Here is a 19358-nt window from a genome sequence, read left to right on the forward strand (position 1 = left end):
ATATTCTTTCGCTATTAACTTTATGCCAAACTATTGACCTTCTGGGTGCCATCCTAAACAATCGCCCCACTAATGTCACATTGATATTTCCGCGGCGACCTGTCCTTCAGCGTGTGATCCAGTTCCTGTTTTGAACTTTCCGACATACGGTCAACCCGGTTGCCAATCATCCGACGCAGCACGACATTCTGCTGTGATTCAAGACAAGAAGTTCTGGAAAATTATTACCATGCGTTTGCCCCTTTTCATGGCTGTACCCTTCGCTCTCGCCGCCTCTTTTGTACAAGCACAATCCTTACCAGAAGCCATGCAGCAGGCACTGGATGTCCATCCGGAAATCCAGGCTGGGGTCAACAGTCGTTTGGCCGCGGATTATCAATTAAGAGCGGCAAAAGGTGGATACCTGCCGAAGGTCGATCTGCTCGGCGGTTATGGTCGTGAAGGCACCGACAGCGTTACTACCCGCGCCAATTCCGGTAACCACTACGAAACCCTGAACCGCAGCGAGTCAAGTTTACGTCTCTCGCAAATGGTTTTTGACGGTTTTGCGACGTCCAGCGAAGTCGGGCGTCAACAAGCCACCGTTAACTCCCGCGCTTACTCCTTGCTGGGCACTTCCGAGCGCACCGCGCTGACTGTCGCCCAGGTCTATCTGGACGTGCTGACCCGCCGCGAATTCGTGCGTCTGGCCGAAGAAAACCTCAAGAGCCACCAGCGCATCTACGACCAGATCCAGTTGCGCACCCAACGCGGCGTTGGCAGCGGTGCCGACCTCGATCAGGCTGAAGCGCGGATGGCCCAGGCCCGCAACAACCTGATCACCGAGCAGACCAATCTGGCCGACTCGGAAACCAACTTCCTCAGCGCCGTTGGCCAGATGCCCGATCAACTCGAGCGTCCGGCGCCGTTCATGGCGATGATGCCGGCCAACCTCAATGAAGCGCGCCAGCAGATGCTGGAAAACAGTCCGATCCTGCGTTCGGCCGAGTCCGACATCGCCGCCGCCGAGAAGCAATATGAAACCGCCAAATCGACCTTCTACCCACGTTTCGACGCCGAGCTGGGCCGCACAGCCGACAACGACCTCGACGGCCAGAACGGTCACAACAACGAATGGCAAGCCATGCTGCGCATGCGCTTCAACCTCTATTCCGGTGGCAGCAACAAGGCCGATCTGGAATCCAAGTCGTACCTGTCGAACCAGGCGCTGGACATCCGCAACAACGCCCTGCGTCAGTTGAACGAAGAACTCGGTCTGGCTTGGAACGCCTTGAACAACGCTAACGCGCAGGTGCCGATTGCGCAGCAATACGTCGATCACAGCACCTCGGTGCGCACCGCTTACCAGCGTCAGTTCAGCCTTGGCGAACGGACCCTGCTCGATTTGCTCGACAGCGAAAACGAGTTGTTCACCGCTTCGCGGCGTCTGGCGGAAATCAAAAACATTCAGTTATTTACTCAGTACCGAATCAAGGCGACCATGGGCGAGTTGCTCAGAAGCCAGGGAGTGGTCGCACCGTTGGCATCCGTTGTGCAGAACGACGTCAAGCCCAAGGTCCAGCTGCCTGGGATGAATTGAGTTATCCCTTTTCAACTGTCAAAGAGTGTCGAGCGTGGAATCAGAAGTCAGTCGAGTTCAACTCAGTCATGATCCACGCGCGTTGCACGACGATCCTTTACTGGACGGACTGCTCGCCCTTTGCATGCTTCATCAGAAACCCGCCAGCGCGGCGATGCTGACCACCGGCCTGCCGCTGCCCAAACAACGCCTCAGTGTCGAGTTGCTGCCCCGCGCCGCGGCTCGCGCCGGCCTGCAAGGTCGGGTGCTGCAACGCAAACTGGAAGAAATTCCGGCGATCGCCATGCCGGCCTTGCTGCTGCTCAAGGATGGTCGCAGCGCCGTCCTGCTCGGCTGGCAGGGTGACAACGAAGCGCGGGTGCTGCTCAGCGAAACCGACGGCGGCGAGTCCATCGTCAGTCGCGAACTGCTCGCCGACGATTACACCGGCAAAGTCTTTTTCGCTCAGCCGCAACACAAATTCGACGTCAACCACGGCACGCTGATTCCGCGTGCACGCTCGTGGTTCCGCGACACCCTCAAGCGTTCGCGCTGGCTGTACGCCGATGCGATCGCCGCGAGTTTCCTGATCAACATCATCGCCATGGCCGCGCCGCTGTTCGTGATGAACGTCTACGACCGCGTGGTGCCGAACCAGGCCGAAGCGACCCTGTGGGTGCTGGCGCTGGGTATCACTGGCGCCTATATCTTCGACCTGATTCTCAAGAGCCTGCGCAGCCTGTGCCTGGATCTGGCCGGGAAGAAAACCGACCTGATCATCTCGGCGACGCTGTTCGAACGCATCGTCGGCATGTCGATGAAATACCGCCCGGCGCGGGTCGGCAGCTTTGCGCAGAACATCCACGAGTTTCAGAGCCTGCGCGACTTCCTTGCCTCGCTGACCCTGACCAGCCTGATCGACCTGCCGTTCACCATCCTGATCTTTATTGTCATCGCCATTCTCGGCGGGCATCTGGTGTGGATTCCAGTGTTGGCGTTCCCGATTGCTCTGCTGATCGGCTACGCCTTGCAGAAGCCGCTGGTGGCCACCATGGAACGCACCATGGCCCTCGGTGCCGAGCGCCAGTCGAGCCTGATCGAAACCCTCGCCGGCCTTGACGCGGTCAAGGTCAACAACGCCGAAAGCGAACGTCAGTATCAGTGGGAACAGACCATCGGCACCCTCAGCCGCCTCGAGCTGCGGGTGAAAATGCTCTCCGGTCTGGCGATGAATATCACCTTGCTGATCCAGCAACTGGCCGGGGTGATCATGATTGTCTTCGGCGTCTACCAGATCATTGCCGGCAACTTGAGCATGGGCGGTCTGATTGCCTGCTACATGCTTAGTGGCCGCGCCCTCAGCCCGCTGGCCTCGTTGTCCGGTCTGCTGACCCGTTATCAGCAGGCACGGGTGACCATGACTTCGGTCGACCAGATGATGGAGCTGCCGCAAGAGCGCAATTTCGAAGAACGCCCGCTGAGCCGCAAGGTTCTGCAAGGCGCGATCGAGTGCCGCCAGCTCAGCTTCACCTACCCGGAACAACAGAACCCGGCGTTGAAGAACATCAATCTGGTGATCCGTCCCGGCGAGAAGATCGGCATCATCGGCCGCAGCGGCTCGGGCAAGAGCTCCCTCGCCAAACTGTTGGTCGGCCTGTATCAGCCGGACGACGGTGCCTTGCTGGTCGACGGTGTGGATATCCGCCAGATCGACGTCAGCGAACTGCGCTACAACATCGGCTACGTGCCGCAAGACATTCAACTGCTGGCCGGCACCCTGCGTGACAACCTCGTCTCCGGCGCACGCTATGTAGAAGACGAGCTGGTCCTGCAGGCGGCCGAACTGGCCGGCGTCCACGAATTCGCCCGTCTGCATCCGCAAGGCTATGAGCTGCAAGTCGGCGAACGTGGGCAGAACCTCTCCGGTGGCCAACGGCAGAACGTCGCGCTGGCCCGGGCGCTGTTGCTCAATCCGCCGATCCTGTTGATGGACGAGCCGACCAGTGCGATGGACAACACCGGTGAAGAACGCCTCAAGCAACGCCTCGCGGCGGTGATTGAAAACAAGACCGTGGTGCTGGTCACGCACCGGGCTTCACTGTTGTCGCTGGTCGATCGTCTGCTGGTGATCGACCGCGGACAGATTCTCGCCGATGGCCCGAAAGCCGCCGTGATGGAAGCGTTGAAGAAGGGGCAGATCAGTGTTGCTTAAGTCGGGTTTCAAGGATTCGATCCGTCGCTACTTCAAAGGCTCGGCATCGCTGCAGGGCCAGCCGCTGCCGGAGGTCAACAAGGCGCTGATCGAAGACGCCCCGCGGGTCGTGCGTCTGACCATCTGGGCGATCATCGGCTTCTTCATCTTCCTGCTGCTGTGGGCCAACTTCGCCGTGATCGACGAAGTGACCAAGGGCGACGGCAAGGCGATTCCGTCGTCGAAGATCCAGAAAATCCAGAACCTTGAGGGCGGGATCATCTCCGAACTGTTCGTCAAGGAAGGCCAGATTGTCGAAGCCGGCGCACCGCTGATTCGCCTCGACGACACGCGATTTGCCTCCAACGTCGGCGAAACCGAAGCCGATCGCCTGTCGATGCTGCTGCGCGTAGAACGCCTCAGCGCCGAAGTCGATGACCGTCCGCTGAATTTCCCCGAAGACGTGCTCAAAGCCGTGCCGGGTCAGGCGAAAAGCGAAGAGTCGCTGTACATCAGCCGTCGTCAGCAACTGCACGACGAGATCGGTGGGTTGCAGGAGCAGTTGATTCAGCGTCAGCAAGAGCTGCGCGAATTCGCCTCCAAGCAAGCGCAGTATCGTCAGCAGCTTGGCTTGCAGCGCCAGGAAATCAACATGTCCGAGCCGCTGGTGGCGCAGGGCGCGGTGTCGCCGGTGGAAGTGCTACGTCTGAAGCGTGCCGAGGTGGAAACCCGTGGTCAGCTGGATGCAACGACGCTGGCCATCCCGCGTGCCGAATCGGCGATCAAGGAAGTGCAGCGCAAGATCGACGAGACGCGCGGCAAATTCCGCAGCGAAGCGCTGACCCAACTCAATGAGGCGCGCACCGACCTGAACAAGGCCAGCGCGACCGGCAAGGCCCTGGAAGACCGCGTCAGCCGTACGCTGGTGACATCGCCGGTACGCGGCATCGTCAACAAGTTGCTGGTCAACACCATTGGTGGCGTGATCCAGCCGGGCAGCGACATGGTCGAAATCGTACCGCTGGATGACACCTTGCTGGTCGAAGCGAAGATCCGTCCGCAGGACATTGCCTTCCTGCACCCGGGGCAGGAAGCGATCGTCAAATTCACTGCCTACGACTACACCATCTACGGCGGGCTCAAAGCCAAGCTTGAGCAGATCGGTGCCGACACCATTACCGACGAAGACAAGAAAACCACCTATTACATCATCAAGGTGCGTACTGAGCGCAGCCACTTGGGTACCGATGAAAAGCCGTTGCTGATCATCCCGGGGATGGTTGCGTCGGTGGACATCATTACCGGCAAGAAGTCGGTGTTGAGTTATCTGCTCAAGCCGATCATTCGTGCGCGAGCCGAGGCGTTGCACGAGCGCTGATTCTCTAGCGGCCTTACCGGCCTCATCGCGAGCAGGCTCACTCCTACAGTAATCGCATTTCTCCAGATGGAATGCGATCCCTGTAGGAGTGAGCCTGCTCGCGATGGCGGCAGCCCAAACACCACATCTCTGTCAGGAAGTGACAAAAACCGTCACTCACCATCCAGTCCATTCCTCACCAATCGCCATATCGTTATTCATTAACGGTATTTAATTTCCGATTCTTATAGCTATAAAGTCATCCCCCTGCGTACCTGCCGACCAATCGGCGCGCCGCACGACCTGAACCAACACGCAATCCAGCGTGAGTGTCTGATCGACGAGCGCGCCCGTGAGCGTGCCGTGCGTGGGAGATGGAAAGATGTCCGCAGCTACTGCTTCCCCAAGCGCCGCGACCGCCGCGCCGCAAACTTTCGAAATTCGTCCGTTCAGCGGTGCCGTCGGCGCCGAAATCATCGGCCTCGACCTCACCCGGTCGATCAATGATCAGGACTTCGCGCGCATCCATCGCGCGCACCTGGATCACCACGTCGTGGTGTTCCGCGACCAGCAAATCACCCCGCAGCAACAGATCGACTTCAGCCGCCGCTTCGGCGTGTTGCAGATCCATGTGCTCAAGCAGTTCCTGCTGGCCAATCACCCGGAAATCCTCATCGTTTCCAACATCATCGAAAACGGCCAGAACATCGGCCTCGGTGATGCCGGCAAATTCTGGCACTCCGACCTCTCCTATAAAGAGCTGCCAAGCCTCGGCTCGATGCTCCACGCACAGGAGTTGCCGTCCGAGGGTGGCGATACCCTGTTCGCCGATATGCACAAAGCCTGGGACAACTTGCCCGAAGCGTTGCGCAAAGCGGTCGAAGGCCGCAGTGCCGCGCACTCCTACACGGCGCGTTACAGCGAAACCAAATTCGAAGGCAACTGGCGCCCGACCCTGACCCCGGAGCAACTGGCTCAGGTCGCGGAAGTGGTGCACCCGGTGGTGCGTACGCACCCGGAGAACGGACGCAAGGCGCTGTTCGTCAGCGAAGGTTTCACCACGCGCATTGTCGGCCTGCCCGAAGACGAGAGCCAGCAACTGCTGACCGAGCTCTACGCCCACAGCGTGCTGCCGCAAAACATCTACCGCCATCAGTGGCAGCCCCACGATCTGGTGTTCTGGGACAACCGTTCGCTGATCCATCTCGCCGCCGGCTGCCCGGCGCACCTGCGCCGCAAGCTGTATCGCACGACCATTCAGGGCGACGCGCCTTTCTGATTCGCTGGAGATTGATCAAAAAATGAACGCTCCCTTGCCAGGCCACGCGGCCAGCAACCCGATCGCTCGCAGCGACGCGCTGCTGGCGGTCGATCATGTCAGCCTCGAATACCGCACGCCGCAACGTGTGGTGCGCGCCACTCACCAAGTCAGTTTTGAAATCGACCCGGCCGATCGCTACGTGCTGCTCGGCCCCTCGGGTTGCGGCAAATCCACCTTGCTCAAAGCGGTCGCCGGGTTCATTCAACCGTGCGAAGGCGAGATCCGTCTGCAAGGCCAGCGCGTCGACGCGCCAGGGCCGGACCGCATCGTGGTGTTTCAGGAGTTCGATCAACTGCCACCGTGGAAAACCGTCAAACAGAACGTGATGTTTCCGCTGCTCGCGTCGCGAACGCTGAAGAAAAAAGAAGCCGAAGAACGCGCGCTGCACTATCTGGAAAAGGTCGGTCTGGCGGCGTTTGCCGACGCCTACCCGCATACCTTGTCCGGCGGCATGAAAGCGCGCGTGGCGATTGCCCGAGCGTTAGCGATGCAGCCGAAAATCCTCTTGATGGACGAACCGTTCGCCGCCCTCGATGCACTGACCCGGCGCAAAATGCAGGAAGAATTACTGCTGCTCTGGGAAGAGGTGCGCTTCACCCTGTTGTTCGTCACCCACTCGATTGAAGAGGCGTTGGTGGTCGGCAATCGCATCCTGCTGCTGTCGCCGCATCCCGGCCGAGTGCGCGCCGAAGTGCACAGCCATCAATACGACTTGCACAGCTTGGGTGGCGTGGCGTTTCAGGAGTCGGCGCGGCGCATTCATCGTCTGCTGTTCGACGAAGGCCAGTCGCCGGAAACCGAGCGTGACCACGACTTCAACGACATTCGCATCGCCTATTGAGCGCCAGGAGGACTACCCGATGAGCCATTCATCATCTGTGCGTGAAGAGTTCGAAATTGTGCTGGAGCCGCTGACTGAGGTGCCGGTCGAGCGTGAACTGTCGCTCGGCACGCGGCTGTGGCAACAGGGCTGGTTGCGTAAAGGCCTGATCCTGATTGTGCTGGCGGTGCTGTGGGAAGTGGTCGCGCGAATCCAGAACAATGACCTGATGCTGCCGAGTTTCCTGCAGACCAGCCATGCGCTGTTCGAGGGGCTGCTCAGTGGTGAGTTGTTGGTGAAGGTGTGGATATCGCTGGTGGTGCTGATCAAGGGTTATCTGATTGGCATTGTCTTGGCATTTGCCCTGACCACCCTTGCGGTGTCGACGCAATTGGGCCGTGATCTGCTGAGCACGATGACCTCGATGTTCAATCCGCTGCCGGCGATTGCCCTGTTGCCGTTGGCGCTGCTGTGGTTTGGCCTGGGGCAGAACAGTCTGATTTTCGTGCTGGTGCATTCGGTGTTGTGGGCGCTGGCGCTGAATACCTATGCCGGGTTTCTCGGCGTTTCGGAAACCCTGCGCATGGCTGGGCGCAATTATGGTTTGAAGGGCTTGCGGCTGGTGCTGTTCATCCTGATTCCGGCAGCGCTGCCGTCGATTCTCGCCGGGCTGAAGATTGGCTGGGCGTTTGCCTGGCGCACGTTGATTGCGGCGGAACTGGTGTTTGGCGCGACCAGTGGCAAGGGCGGGTTGGGCTGGTACATCTTTCAGAATCGCAATGAGCTGTATACCGACAAGGTGTTTGCCGGGTTGGCGGTGGTGATTCTGATTGGGTTGCTGGTGGAGAATCTGGTGTTCGATACGCTGGAACGAGTGACGGTCAAGCGCTGGGGTATGCAGCGGTAATTCTGTGGCGTTGCGGCTGGCCTCATCGCGAGCAGGCTCACTCCTACAAGGGATCTGCGTAGGACACAAAATCTGTAGACACTGGAGATCAAATGTAGGAGTGAGCCTGCTCGCGATGGCGTCAGTGATGCCACCGCAATACTTGAAGGATGTTTGCTAGCATTGCGCTCAGATCAATCCTGATCAGCCATGAGTGCTCAGCATGCAACTCCCGGACATGAACCTTCTGGTCGCCCTCGACGCCTTGCTCGACGAGGGCAGTGTGGTCGGCGCTGCACGGCGGATGAACCTCAGCCCGGCGGCGATGAGCCGCACGCTGACGCGAATCCGCGAAGCTATCGGCGATCCGATTCTGGTGCGAGCCGGTCGGGGTCTGGTGCCAACGCCCAAAGCCTTGGAATTACGCGAGCAGGTGCGCGACGTGGTCGAGCAGGCCGCGCTGTTGTTCCGCTCCGCCGACACCGTGGAGCTGGGCACGCTGCGCCGGCGCTTCAGCATCCGCGCCAATGATTTCTTCATCGGTGTCTACGGCGGCAAGCTATTCGACACCCTCGATCAACTGGCGCCGCACTGCGAGTTGCGTTTCGTTCCGGAAGGCGATGGCGATGATGAAGCCCTGCGAGAAGGGCGCATCGATCTGAGCGTCAGCAACACCCGCCCCGTCACCCCTGAAGTCAAAGTGCAGAACCTCTTCTCGACGCACTTCGTGGGACTGGTGCGCGAAGATCATCCATTGCTCGACGGTGAAATCACTGCCGAGCGCTACGCCGGGTTTTCCCACATCAGCATGTCGCGCCGCGGCATCGCGCGCGGTCCTATTGATACCGCGCTGAATGCGCTGGGTCTGGAGCGGCGCGTCGCGGTGATCGCGCCGAGTTTCCATGCGGCAATGTTTGCCTTGCCGGATTCCGACCTGATCCTGCCAGTGCCCAAAGAGGCGTTGCTCAGCGTGCGTCGCCTGGGTTTGAAACTGCGCTCATTCGACCTGCCGATCCCGTTGCCGACGCTGATGCTGACCCAGGCCTGGCACCCGCGCTTCGACAAGGATCCGGCGCATCGCTGGCTGCGCGAAACCCTCAAGGCTTGCTGCGACGAAACGTGGCTGGCTGCACAACCCTAAGATCAAAAGATCGCAGCCTTCGGCAGCTCCTACATTGAAATGCATATCCCTGTAGGAGCTGCCGAAGGCTGCGATCTTTTGCTTTTAACAATTGCGTCTGACGCACTTATAACCTGCCAATAAGTCAATTTTCGTCATTGCCAAGCCCGACTAAGATGCTCCGGTATTTTTCCCTCCGGAGTGTGTATTCATGACATCCCTGTCGGCGGCAGCGCCCATCGCTGCGGCCAGCCCGGCGAAGGCGGCGACGCCACCGGTGTTCGGGGCGCGGATCATCATCGGCCTGGTCGGCGTGCTGCTGGCGGTGCTGGTGTCGGGCCTCAACGAGATGGTCACCAAGGTGGCCCTGGCCGACATCCGTGGCGCGCTGAGCATCGGTTACGACGAAGGCACCTGGCTGGTCGCCAGCTACACCGCCACTTCGGTCGCGGCCATGGCCTTCGCGCCGTGGTGTTCGGTGACCTTCTCGCTGCGCCGCTTCACCCTCTGCGCGATCGGTCTGTTCACGCTACTCGGCGTGCTGTGTCCATTCGCGCCGAATTACGAAAGTCTACTGCTGATGCGCATCCTGCAAGGTCTGGCCGGCGGTGCGTTACCGCCGATGTTGATGACCGTCGCCCTGCGCTTTTTGCCGGCCAACATCAAACTCTATGGCCTGGCCGGCTACGCGCTGACGGCGACATTCGGCCCCGGTCTCGGCACACCGCTGGCTGGTTTGTGGACGGAGTACGTCGGTTGGCAATGGACGTTCTGGCAAATCATCGTGCCTTGCCTGATCGCCATGGCGATGGTCGCGTGGGGCATTCCGCAGGACCCGCTGCGTTTGGAACGCCTCAGATCGTTCAACTGGAAAGGTCTGCTGCTGGGCTTTCCAGCGATCTGCATGTTGGTGATCGGTTTGTTGCAGGGCAATCGGCTGGACTGGTTCGAGTCGAGCCTGATCTGTGGATTGCTCGGCGCCGGATCGTTGTTGCTGGTGGCGTTCCTGATCAACGAATGGTCGCAGCCGATTCCGTTTTTCAAATTGCAGATGCTCGGTATCCGTAATCTGTCGTTCGCCTTGATGACCCTGGCCGGTGTGCTCGTGGTGTTGTTGGCGGTGGTGCTGATTCCGTCGAGCTATCTGGCGCAGGTGCAGGGCTATCGTCCGGTGCAGACCGCACCGATCATGCTCATCGCCGCATTGCCGCAACTGATTGCGCTGCCGTTGGTGGCCGCGCTGTGCAACCTGCGCTGGGTCGATTGCCGCTGGGTGCTTGGCATCGGTTTGAGCATGTTGACGCTGTCCTGCCTGGGCGGATCGCTGCTGACTTCAGAATGGATTCGCGACAATTTCTACGTCCTGCAATGGCTGCAGATCTTCGGTCAGCCGATGTCGGTGTTGCCGCTGTTGATGTTGTCCACCGGCAGCATCCAGCCGCAGGACGGGCCGTTCGCCTCCGCGTGGTTCAACACGGTGAAAGGCTTGGCGGCCGTGGTCGCTACCGGGGTGATCGAAGCGCTGACCACCGCGCGTTTGCATTTCCACTCGACCATGCTGGTCGACAGCCTCGGCAATTCGCCGCTGGCCGATCGCAGCGATCCGGGCCTCGCCCATCGCCTGCACGAACAGGCCGTGGTGCTGACCTCTTCCGATCTCTATGTGTGCATGGCCGGCGTCGCGGTGGCGTTGATCCTGCTGATTTTCTGGCTGCCGACGCGGATTTATCCGCCGCGCGCGCCGACCTGATTGCTGCACTGAACAATGAAGGTTTTTATGACGACTCAAGCAAAGCAAAAACTCGCGGTGGCCATCGCCGCCGCACTGGCGGTCGGCGTGCTGGTTTACCTGGCGCTGCCCGGCGTGTTTGGCAAACGTACCCAGCAAAACACCAATGACGCCTTTGTCTCCGCCGACTACACGCTCGTTGTGCCGCGCGTGGCCGGGTTTATCAAGGAAGTCTTGGTGGAGGACAACCAGCAAGTGAAGGCCGGGCAGTTGCTGGCGCTGATCGATGATCGCGACTTGCGTGCCTCAGCCGAAGCGGCAGACGCGCAAACCCTGGTCGCGCGGGCACAGTTGCAGAACGCCAAAGCGACGCTGGAACGCCAGACGTCGGTGATCGCCCAGGCGCAAGCTTCGGTGGTGTCGGCCAAAGCGGAAATGGCTTTCGCCCAGCAGGAGTTGAATCGCTACAACCATTTGGCCGGCGTTGGTGCCGGCACTGTGCAAAACGCGCAACAGGCGCGCACGCGCATTGATCAGGCCACGGCTCATCTCGACACCGCCACGGCGAAACTGGCGGCAGAGCGCAAGCAAGTCGACATTCTTACCGCTCAACGAGATGCGGCCGAAGGCAGTCTGAAAAACGCACAAGCGGCACTGGCAATCGCCAGTTTCGAACTCTCTTACACGCGCATCACCGCGCCGCAGGACGGCATGATCGGCGAACGGGCCGTGCGCGTCGGCGCCTATGTGACGCCGGGCAGCAAGCTGCTGGCGGTGGTGCCGTTGCAGCAGGCGTATGTGGTGGCGAATTTTCAGGAGACGCAATTGACTGACGTGCAACCAGGGCAAGAGGTGCTGGTGCATGTCGACAGTCTCGGCGGCGAAGCGCTGACCGGTCGTGTCGAGAGTATTGCCCCGGCGACGGGCGTGACCTTTGCGGCGGTGAAACCGGACAACGCCACTGGCAACTTCACCAAGGTGGTGCAACGGATTCCGGTGAAAATCATGCTGGAGCCGGGTCAGCCGTTGGCCGAACGGTTGCGGGTGGGCATGTCGGTGGAGGCGAGCATTGATACCAAAAGCTCGGCGACATCGGTGCGTGAGGTGACTCAGCGATGAGCCGTGTTGATCGAACCGACGCCTTCGCGAGCAGGCTGGCTCCCACAGGGAGAACGCATTCCAACAGGTGGGAGCAAGCCTGCTCGCGAAGAGGCCAGTGGCAGCTAATCACTCTGAGTGCCTTGCTCGCAGTGAGCCTCACCGCCTGCACCGTGGGCCCAGACTTCCAGAAGCCCGAAGCCCCACAAATCGCCGACTGGACCAAACCCGCCAAGTCCGCCCCCAGCCAAGCCGTCAGCGAACCCCTCAACGAACGATGGTGGGAGGTCTTCCACGACCCGCAACTCTCCGCACTCACTCAGCGTGCGGTGCAGAGCAACCTCGACCTGCAAATGGCCAGCAGCCGTCTGCAGCAAAGCCGCGCCGCCCGCCAGGTGATCACCGCTGATCGTTATCCGAGCACCGCCGCCACGGGCAGTTACGCGCGCAAACGCAACAGCAGCGAGGGCCTGAACGACCCGTCCGGACACAACGGCGATTCCGCCTTCAACCTGTGGGACGCCGGTTTCTCCGCCTCATGGGAACTGGATTTCTGGGGCCGCGTACGTCGCGAAACCGAAGCCGCCGATGCAAACCTCGAAGTCGCTGAAAACGACCGTCGCGGGGTGTTATTGGCCGTGCTCGCTGACACGGCGCAAAACTACATTCAGCTGCGCGGTGTACAAAACACCCGCGCCGTTACCGAGCAGAACCTCGATGTCGCCCGCCATAGCCTGAAGCTCTCGCAACTGCGTCTGGCTGACGGTGTGGCGACCGATCTCGACGTCGCCGAAGCCGCTGCGCAAGTCGCGGCCATCGAATCGCGATTGCCGGCGCTGGAGCAACGTCAATCGCAGTTGATCAACGCGATCAGCCTGCTGATGGGCGAACCGCCACAGGCATTGGCCAAAGAGTTATCCACAGACGCCGCCGTGCCGCAGTCGCCGCTGCAAGTTGCCATCGGCTTGCCGTCGCAACTGGCCGAACGCCGCCCGGACATCCGCCAGGCCGAAGCGCGCCTGCACGCTGCCACTGCCAATATCGGCGTGGCCAAGGGCGATTTCTATCCGCGCATCACCCTGTCCGGCAACCTCGGCTCGCAAGCCATGCAACTCAGCGACTTTGGCTCGTGGGGCTCACGCGCGTTCGGCATCGGCCCGCAATTCAGCCTGCCGCTGTTCGACGGCGGACGCCTGCGCGGCATGCTGCAATTGCGTGAAGCCCAGCAGCAGGAAGCAGCCGTCGCCTACCAGCAAACCGTACTGCGCGCATGGCACGAAATCGACGATCAACTGACTGCCTACAACGCCAGCCAGCGCCGCCGCGACAGCCTCGCCGAAGCCGTACGGCAGAACCAGATCGCCCTGCGCACCGCGCAACAGCAATACGTCGAAGGCGTGGTCGATTTCGTCAACGTCCTCACCGTGCAAGGCGCGCTGCTGGCGACGCAGGAGCAGTGGGTGGAAAGCTCCACTGGCGTGTCGCTGGCGATGGTCGGGCTGTACAAGGCCTTGGGCGGCGGTTGGGAGTCGGTGTATCCAGAGGCGAAAGTCGCCGTCGGGTTGCCGGGTGTCGTGAAAGCGCCAACCGGCATCGACGGTTCCGCCGTGGCTGACCTAAAGTGATGGGCAGGTTGGCGCGTCATACTCTCGTGGCGCTGCGGCGCGGCAAGAGGAAGCGATGGCGGTCAACAGAGTCACGCCAATGGGCGACACGCAAGATCCGTTTGCCGCGCCCGGTTCCTGGTTCGGCAGCCTGCGTTGGGTGCGCTGGGTAAAAAATCACTGGCTGTGGCCAATTCTCGCGCTGGCCGCGTTCGTGCGTTTTTATGACCTGACGGCGGCAGCGATCTGGGGTGATGAAGGTTCCAGTCTGCTGCTGGCGCGCTATTCGCTGAGTGAAATCTGGCAGCACGCGGCATTTGATGTGCATCCGCCGCTGTACTTCATGCTGCTGCATGGCTGGGTCGAATTGTTCGGGGACGGCATTCTCGCGGTCCGCGCTCTCAGTGCGCTTGCCGGTATTGCGGCGGTCGGGCTGGGCGTGTGGCTGGTGGATCGCCTGGCCACTCGCCGCGCCGCGTTTATCGCCGGATTGTTGCTCGCACTACTACCGACGGCGGTGCGCTACAGCCAGGAAGTGCGCATGTACGCGCTGCTCGGTGCGCTGCTGATTGCCGCGAGCCTGGCGCTGGTTTACTGGATCCGGCGCCCGCAACGCCAGCGCTACCTGGTGTATTACCTGCTGCTGATGAGCGCCGCGCTCTACACCCACTATTTCGCCGTGCTCGCGGCGCTCTGTCACTGGCTTTATCTGATCGCGATCCGCGTACAGCGCGGTTACCGGTTCCGGCATATCCAGCGCTGGAACTGGTGGCTGGCGAACCTGGCCATTGTCGTGCTGTACCTGCCGTGGCTGCCCAACCTGCTTGATTTGATGCAGCACATGCAGCAGCTCGAGGCCGGTGGCGATGTCGGTTGGGAGCCTGCCGTTACGTTGAGTTCGCTGCCGTCGATGATCTGGTCATGGTTGATTCAGGATGACGGTGAAAGTTTGCCGTGGCTGATTTTCGCGGCGTTGCCGCTGGCGATGTTGGGGCTGGCAGTCATCGCGGTGATGCGCGATCGCAGTGTGTCGCGCGGCAGTGTTCTGCTGGCGCTGTACACCGGGCTGCCGCTATTGCTGGTGTATCTGGTGTCGTTCATTACGCCGGTATTCATCGAACGTTATCTGACGGCTTATGCCCTTGGCTTGCCGATGCTGACGGCGTTGGCCATCGACCGTTTGTACAGCCGCGTGCGGATTTTTGCCTTGGCGGTACTGGTGTCGCTGATCGCGGTGGAACTGGTCGGCGTAAACAACAACGTCACGGTCGACACTCATGATCAACTCGACACGGTCGTGAAGTACGTCAACCAGCATTTCCTTCCCGGTGACCGCATCGTCACCAGCGACATGCTCTGGTATCTGAGCTACGTCTACTACGATCGCACCGGGGCGCAGGTGCGCCTCTTCACGCCACCGAATGCCGATGGCCGATCGACGCGGCCAAATGAGTACGGGTTCGGCACACTGGTGACGAGTGATGTCTATTTGAACAGCCTCGCTGAGTTGCCGGGAAATGGTCGAGTGTGGCTGGTCGGCAGCTTCGACGGCCCGGAAGAGTTCTCACCCTTGCCCGCGACCTGGCAGGTCAGCGCCGAAGTCCACGCCGGCGGACTCAAAGCGCGCTTGTTCACCCCAACCCCTCCCGCAGGCTAACTCCAACCCCTGTAGGAGTTGCCGCAGGCTGCGATCTTTTGACCTTCAGGATTTCCCCGACAAATCCGCCATGCCCTTGAGCAATTCGATCGGTAGCGGAAAGACAATCGTCGAACTCTTGTCCCCGGCAATCGAACTCAAGGTCTGCATATAGCGCAACTGCATCGCCCCGGGCTGGCGGCCGAGCATTTCCGCCGCTTGCATGAGTTTTTCCGAGGCCTGCAACTCGCCCTCGGCGTGGATCACCTTGGCCCGTCGCTCGCGCTCGGCTTCAGCCTGTTTTGCAATGGCCCGCACCATCGATTCATTGAGATCAACATGCTTGATCTCGACGTTGGCGACCTTGATCCCCCAGGCATCGGTCTGCGCGTCGAGCACCTGCTGGATGTCGATATTCAACTGTTCGCGCTCGGCCAGCAGTTCATCCAGTTCGTGCTTGCCGAGCACCGCCCGCAGGGTGGTTTGCGCCAGTTGGCTGGTGGCAGAAAGATAATCCTCAACCTGAATAATCGCCTTCTGCGGATCGAGCACGCGGAAATACAGCACGGCGTTGACCTTGACCGAGACGTTATCGCGGGTGATCACGTCCTGCGGCGGCACGTCGAGAACCACGGTGCGCAAGTCGACCCGGACCATTTGCTGGACCACCGGGATCAGCAGGATCAGCCCCGGGCCTTTGACTTGCCAGAAGCGGCCAAGCTGGAACACCACGCCGCGCTCGTATTCACGCAGGATGCGGAACGTCGAGCCGGCGAGAACAATCACCAACAGCAGCAGCGCAACAAAACCGATTTGCAGACCCATGATCACTCTCCGAGCGGTGCCGCGTCAGTCGCGGCCACTTGCAGCAACAATCCCTTGCGACCCACCACGCGCACCGATTGCCCCGTGTGCAGCGGCGTGGCGCTGAGCACTTGCCAGCGTTCACCTTGCAGTTGCACCCAACCATTGCGGGCATCGCCCGGTTGCACCGTGGTGATCGCGGTGACACTGCCGAGCAGGCCGGCGTCGCCACTGACGGCGTGGCGCGGGCGGGTTTTCAGGGCGCGGATCAGCAGTCCGATCAACAGCAGGGCGCTGATCAGACCGAGGCCGATCATCATTGGCACTGGCAACTCGGCGTTGCTCAGAATCAGCGAACCGATGACGAACATGATGATGCCGCCCAGGCCAACGACGCCGTAATTGGGCAGTGCAGCTTCAGCGATCAGGAAGACGATGCCCAAGGTAATCAGCCACAAACCGGCCGGACTCATCGGCGGCAACGGGGTGTCGGCAGCCAGGGCTGAACCGCTGATCAGCAGGAGCAAGGCAAACGCACAACATCGGCTGTTCACGTGACCCTCCGCGAGCGTCATGTCTGGTTCTTTCAGTCTAGTTGAGGGTTGCGCTGGTTGAATTTTGATCAATATGCGGATGTGTCCGATGGGCGGAATTCTCTGCACCCACCCCTCGCCGAACTAGACTCAAAGGCACGGCAACCACCGTTCAGCGCAACACCGAGGTGCATCATGCGTATGGCAAGAAAGGTGCAGAGCAGCCTGAACCGGGCGCACTGCGAATACGACATCGTCGCTCATCGTCACTCGTCCAGCAGCCTGGAAACCGCACGGGTCGCCGGAGTGCCCGCCGAGCGCGTGGCCAAATCGATCATCCTCGACGACCACCACGGGCATTACCTGATGGCCGTGCTGCCGGCCAGCCGTCACCTGGATTTGAGCAAAGTGCGCAACAGCGGCGAATGGCAACTGACCCGCGAAAGCAATCTGGCGCACATCTTCGACGACTGCGAACGCGGCGCGGTACCGCCGCTGGGTGGCTCCTATGGCCTGGACATGGTCATCGACCCATTGTTGACGCGGCAGAAGGATATTTACCTGGAGGCGGGCAACCACAACTATCTGCTGCACATGAGCATGCCCGAGTTTCTGAAAATGGTGCCGCATGCCGAGGTGCGGGAGTTGAGTGATTAGGTTTTGTGGCGCCGGCACTGACGCCTTCGCGAGCAGGCTCGCTCCCACAGGTTGATCGCATTCCCCTGTGGGAGCGAGTCTGCTCGCGAATAATCTTCCACACAGCCCATTTTTGAAGGAGTTGATCAATGGAAAGCCCAACACACAACCTCCCATCACTATTCAAACAACTCGGCCTTTCCGACGAACCGGTCGACATCGACAAATTCATCGCCACCCATTCCCCGCTCAAACCCGACCTGCATTTGGCTGATGCGTTTTTCTGGACGAAGAGCCAAGCGGAGTTTTTGCGTGACGAGATTCTGGATGACGCCGATTGGGCGGAGGTGGTGGATCAGTTGGATGTGTTGTTGCGTAAGGGCAGAAGTGTGTAAAAAAAATTGTAGGAAAAGGCTGTAATGTAAAAAAAACATGCGCGATGTAAAAAAAACTGGGCTTTAATCGTCGCAGTGAATTTTTTATGTGGACGATGACGATGCCAACTGTTGGATATGCCCACCTGCGTGATGCGCTGAAGCTTAATGCATTTGCCCCCAAGCGCATTGCGATGATCAAACCGGTTACCCGGATTACCTTGATCGGTGAGTGTCTAGCGGTTCCAAACGGCGTCGCGCCGGCACAGGGTTCGACACTTGAGCACATCTTGTTTGCTCTGAAGCATGAGGGAATAAACCTGTGCATTCTTGCTCAAGCGCTTGAAACCGTTGAAGCGGACGAGTTGCTAGGTGAGTTGAGCCGATCACCTAACGGGGTATTTATCCGCAAAGCCTGTTTTCTTTGGGAAAGTTTCACGGGCAAACAGCTGGAATATTCCGTACCGGTTCGGGGCAACGTTGTCGCTTTGTTTGATCCCAAGCGTTATGTCACCGGGCCTGCAATTCGAAATAGTCGTTGGCGGGTAGATTTTAACGGGTTGGGGTCAATGCGTTACTGCGCCACAGTCGAGCGTACGACGGAGCTGCAGGCGCTGCTTGATCTGGACATCCTTGGTCGAGCCCAGGCTTTTATGGCGACGTTGCCGCCGGAAATGATGGATCGGGCAATCAATTGGGCCTATCTGCATGAGACCCGCGATTCTTTCGCCATTGAGAAAGAAGAGCCCAACGAAGAAAAGTCGCGCCGTTTTGTTCGGCTTCTCCGCCAAGCCCATGAGCGAACAGAGTTGAGCGAAGACTATTTGGTCGAGTTGCAGAACAGTACGGTTTCCAATCCTTTCGATAAAGCTGTGCTTTTCCGTCATGAACAGAACCATTTACACAACGGCTTGAGAGGCGCAGCTGGCGTCAGCTATGTCCCGCCTCCACCGCAATTGTGCAGGGAGTTGATGGACGAGTTGATGAGTTTTGCCAATCACTCAGCCAAGCAGGTTGATCCGTTGATAGCTGCAGCGGTTGTGGCTTTCGGGTTTGTCTTTCTTCACCCGTTCATGGATGGCAATGGTCGACTTTCACGTTTCCTGATTCACCAGACGCTTTGCCACTCTGGCGCTCTAAAAAATGGTTTGTTGTTACCGGTTTCCGTAGCGATGAAACACGAAGAGTCTGGCTATCTCGAAGCGTTAAAGGAGTTCTCGAAACCAGCAAGAGAGTTCTGGAATGTCACTTGGCTGGACGCTGATCAGATGGCTTTCGATTTTATTGGGCACGACTCAATCTATCGATTCTGGGACGGGACTCAATGTGCAGAATTTACCTTGCAGATGGCCTTGCGAGCATTGGAAGTGGAGCTGCGCGAGGAGACCGAGTTTCTTGAAAAATACGACTACGTCATCAAAGAGGTGAATGGGCGTTTTGACGTACGGGGGAGCGACCTCTCGAAACTGGTAATGATGTGTCTGGACAACGGTGACAAAGTTTCAAAGCATCGACGTAAGCAGTTCCAGTTCAGCGTGCCGGAGGAGGTTTTCGATTTCATTGAGCAGATAGCGGGTGATTTCGATTCGGTAGGCTAACCCTGAACAGGCAATTTGTTTCAAAACTTGACTGAAATTCCCCTCCAATGCGATATTGATAGTTAGCAAACTAACAGTGTGCATTTCCCCTTA

16 protein-coding genes are annotated in these 19358 nt (G+C 59.6%); 14 read left to right on the forward strand and 2 right to left on the reverse strand.

Going from position 1 to position 19358, the window contains the following annotated elements; genetic code table 11:
- The first annotated feature begins 229 nt into the window (after positions 1-229).
- From HU718_RS01755 to HU718_RS01805, 11 genes are all read left to right on the forward strand, one after another.
- On the forward strand, positions 230-1579 hold the full coding sequence (locus tag HU718_RS01755; RefSeq protein WP_095122337.1) for a TolC family outer membrane protein: 1350 nt from the start codon (positions 230-232) through the stop codon (positions 1577-1579).
- A 34-nt stretch (positions 1580-1613) separates the two neighbouring features.
- A complete protein-coding gene (locus tag HU718_RS01760) occupies positions 1614-3770 on the forward strand; it encodes a type I secretion system permease/ATPase (RefSeq protein WP_186616252.1) in 2157 nt (718 codons plus the stop codon).
- Entirely contained in the window at positions 3760-5127 is a 1368-nt protein-coding gene (locus tag HU718_RS01765; protein WP_007918311.1) for an HlyD family type I secretion periplasmic adaptor subunit, read from the forward strand. Before HU718_RS01760 ends, HU718_RS01765 begins: the two co-directional genes overlap by 11 nt.
- 361 nt (positions 5128-5488) lie before the next feature.
- Positions 5489-6385: a TauD/TfdA dioxygenase family protein gene (locus HU718_RS01770; RefSeq protein ID WP_186616253.1), complete on the forward strand. Its 897-nt coding sequence runs from the start codon at positions 5489-5491 to the stop codon at positions 6383-6385.
- A gap of 22 nt (positions 6386-6407) precedes the next feature.
- Complete coding sequence (locus HU718_RS01775; RefSeq protein ID WP_007918315.1) at positions 6408-7268, forward strand: ABC transporter ATP-binding protein; 861 nt, start codon at positions 6408-6410, stop codon at positions 7266-7268.
- Between the two features lie 19 nt (positions 7269-7287).
- On the forward strand, positions 7288-8154 hold the full coding sequence (locus HU718_RS01780; RefSeq protein ID WP_186616254.1) for an ABC transporter permease: 867 nt from the start codon (positions 7288-7290) through the stop codon (positions 8152-8154).
- A gap of 202 nt (positions 8155-8356) precedes the next feature.
- Positions 8357-9274 carry a LysR family transcriptional regulator gene (locus HU718_RS01785; RefSeq protein WP_025113444.1) on the forward strand — a complete coding sequence of 306 codons (918 nt, stop codon included), beginning with the start codon at positions 8357-8359 and terminating at the stop codon, positions 9272-9274.
- A gap of 190 nt (positions 9275-9464) precedes the next feature.
- Positions 9465-11003 (forward strand): MFS transporter, encoded by a 1539-nt coding sequence (locus HU718_RS01790; RefSeq protein WP_186616255.1) that lies wholly within the window; start codon positions 9465-9467, stop codon positions 11001-11003.
- Positions 11004-11030: 27 nt separating this feature from the next.
- Positions 11031-12101: an HlyD family secretion protein gene (locus HU718_RS01795; RefSeq protein WP_186616256.1), complete on the forward strand. Its 1071-nt coding sequence runs from the start codon at positions 11031-11033 to the stop codon at positions 12099-12101.
- Positions 12098-13705 carry an efflux transporter outer membrane subunit gene (locus HU718_RS01800; protein WP_225936833.1) on the forward strand — a complete coding sequence of 536 codons (1608 nt, stop codon included), beginning with the start codon at positions 12098-12100 and terminating at the stop codon, positions 13703-13705. Before HU718_RS01795 ends, HU718_RS01800 begins: the two co-directional genes overlap by 4 nt.
- 55 nt (positions 13706-13760) lie before the next feature.
- Positions 13761-15341: a glycosyltransferase family 39 protein gene (locus tag HU718_RS01805; protein ID WP_186616257.1), complete on the forward strand. Its 1581-nt coding sequence runs from the start codon at positions 13761-13763 to the stop codon at positions 15339-15341.
- Between the two features lie 45 nt (positions 15342-15386).
- On the opposite strand, the gene HU718_RS01810 is transcribed toward HU718_RS01805, so the two are convergent.
- Both HU718_RS01810 and HU718_RS01815 read right to left on the reverse strand, forming a co-directional pair.
- A complete protein-coding gene (locus HU718_RS01810) occupies positions 15387-16145 on the reverse strand; it encodes a slipin family protein (RefSeq protein ID WP_077570069.1) in 759 nt (252 codons plus the stop codon).
- 2 nt (positions 16146-16147) lie between these two features.
- Positions 16148-16678, reverse strand: coding sequence for an NfeD family protein (locus HU718_RS01815; protein WP_186616258.1), 531 nt, complete (start codon positions 16676-16678; stop codon positions 16148-16150).
- A 174-nt stretch (positions 16679-16852) separates the two neighbouring features.
- On the opposite strand from HU718_RS01815, the gene HU718_RS01820 reads away from it, so the two are divergent.
- The 3 genes from HU718_RS01820 to HU718_RS01830 all read left to right on the forward strand — a co-directional run bounded on the left by HU718_RS01820 (position 16853) and on the right by HU718_RS01830 (position 19265).
- A complete protein-coding gene (locus tag HU718_RS01820) occupies positions 16853-17314 on the forward strand; it encodes an aminoacyl-tRNA deacylase (protein ID WP_038367331.1) in 462 nt (153 codons plus the stop codon).
- Positions 17315-17442: 128 nt separating this feature from the next.
- On the forward strand, positions 17443-17688 hold the full coding sequence (locus tag HU718_RS01825) for a DUF2789 domain-containing protein (protein WP_186616259.1): 246 nt from the start codon (positions 17443-17445) through the stop codon (positions 17686-17688).
- Between the two features lie 86 nt (positions 17689-17774).
- Complete coding sequence (locus HU718_RS01830; RefSeq protein ID WP_127925374.1) at positions 17775-19265, forward strand: Fic family protein; 1491 nt, start codon at positions 17775-17777, stop codon at positions 19263-19265.
- The last annotated feature ends 93 nt before the right edge of the window (positions 19266-19358 follow it).

The sequence above is a fragment of the Pseudomonas tensinigenes genome, from assembly GCF_014268445.2.
In the GTDB taxonomy this organism is placed as follows: Bacteria; Pseudomonadota; Gammaproteobacteria; order Pseudomonadales; family Pseudomonadaceae; genus Aquipseudomonas; species Aquipseudomonas tensinigenes.

Bases quoted from the DNA above. Each gene is read 5' to 3' on its own strand.
- HU718_RS01770 (WP_186616253.1), top strand. From the start codon at position 5,489: ATGTCCGCAGCTACTGCTTCCCCAAGCGCCGCGACCGCCGCGCCGCAA.
- HU718_RS01810 (WP_077570069.1), bottom strand. From the start codon at position 16,145: ATGGGTCTGCAAATCGGTTTTGTTGCGCTGCTGCTGTTGGTGATTGTT.
- HU718_RS01790 (WP_186616255.1), top strand. From the start codon at position 9,465: ATGACATCCCTGTCGGCGGCAGCGCCCATCGCTGCGGCCAGCCCGGCG.
- HU718_RS01800 (WP_225936833.1), top strand. From the start codon at position 12,098: ATGAGCCGTGTTGATCGAACCGACGCCTTCGCGAGCAGGCTGGCTCCC.
- HU718_RS01775 (WP_007918315.1), top strand. From the start codon at position 6,408: ATGAACGCTCCCTTGCCAGGCCACGCGGCCAGCAACCCGATCGCTCGC.
- HU718_RS01785 (WP_025113444.1), top strand. From the start codon at position 8,357: ATGCAACTCCCGGACATGAACCTTCTGGTCGCCCTCGACGCCTTGCTC.
- HU718_RS01780 (WP_186616254.1), top strand. From the start codon at position 7,288: ATGAGCCATTCATCATCTGTGCGTGAAGAGTTCGAAATTGTGCTGGAG.
- HU718_RS01830 (WP_127925374.1), top strand. From the start codon at position 17,775: ATGTGGACGATGACGATGCCAACTGTTGGATATGCCCACCTGCGTGAT.
- HU718_RS01820 (WP_038367331.1), top strand. From the start codon at position 16,853: ATGCGTATGGCAAGAAAGGTGCAGAGCAGCCTGAACCGGGCGCACTGC.
- HU718_RS01805 (WP_186616257.1), top strand. From the start codon at position 13,761: ATGGCGGTCAACAGAGTCACGCCAATGGGCGACACGCAAGATCCGTTT.
- HU718_RS01755 (WP_095122337.1), top strand. From the start codon at position 230: ATGCGTTTGCCCCTTTTCATGGCTGTACCCTTCGCTCTCGCCGCCTCT.
- HU718_RS01825 (WP_186616259.1), top strand. From the start codon at position 17,443: ATGGAAAGCCCAACACACAACCTCCCATCACTATTCAAACAACTCGGC.
- HU718_RS01795 (WP_186616256.1), top strand. From the start codon at position 11,031: ATGACGACTCAAGCAAAGCAAAAACTCGCGGTGGCCATCGCCGCCGCA.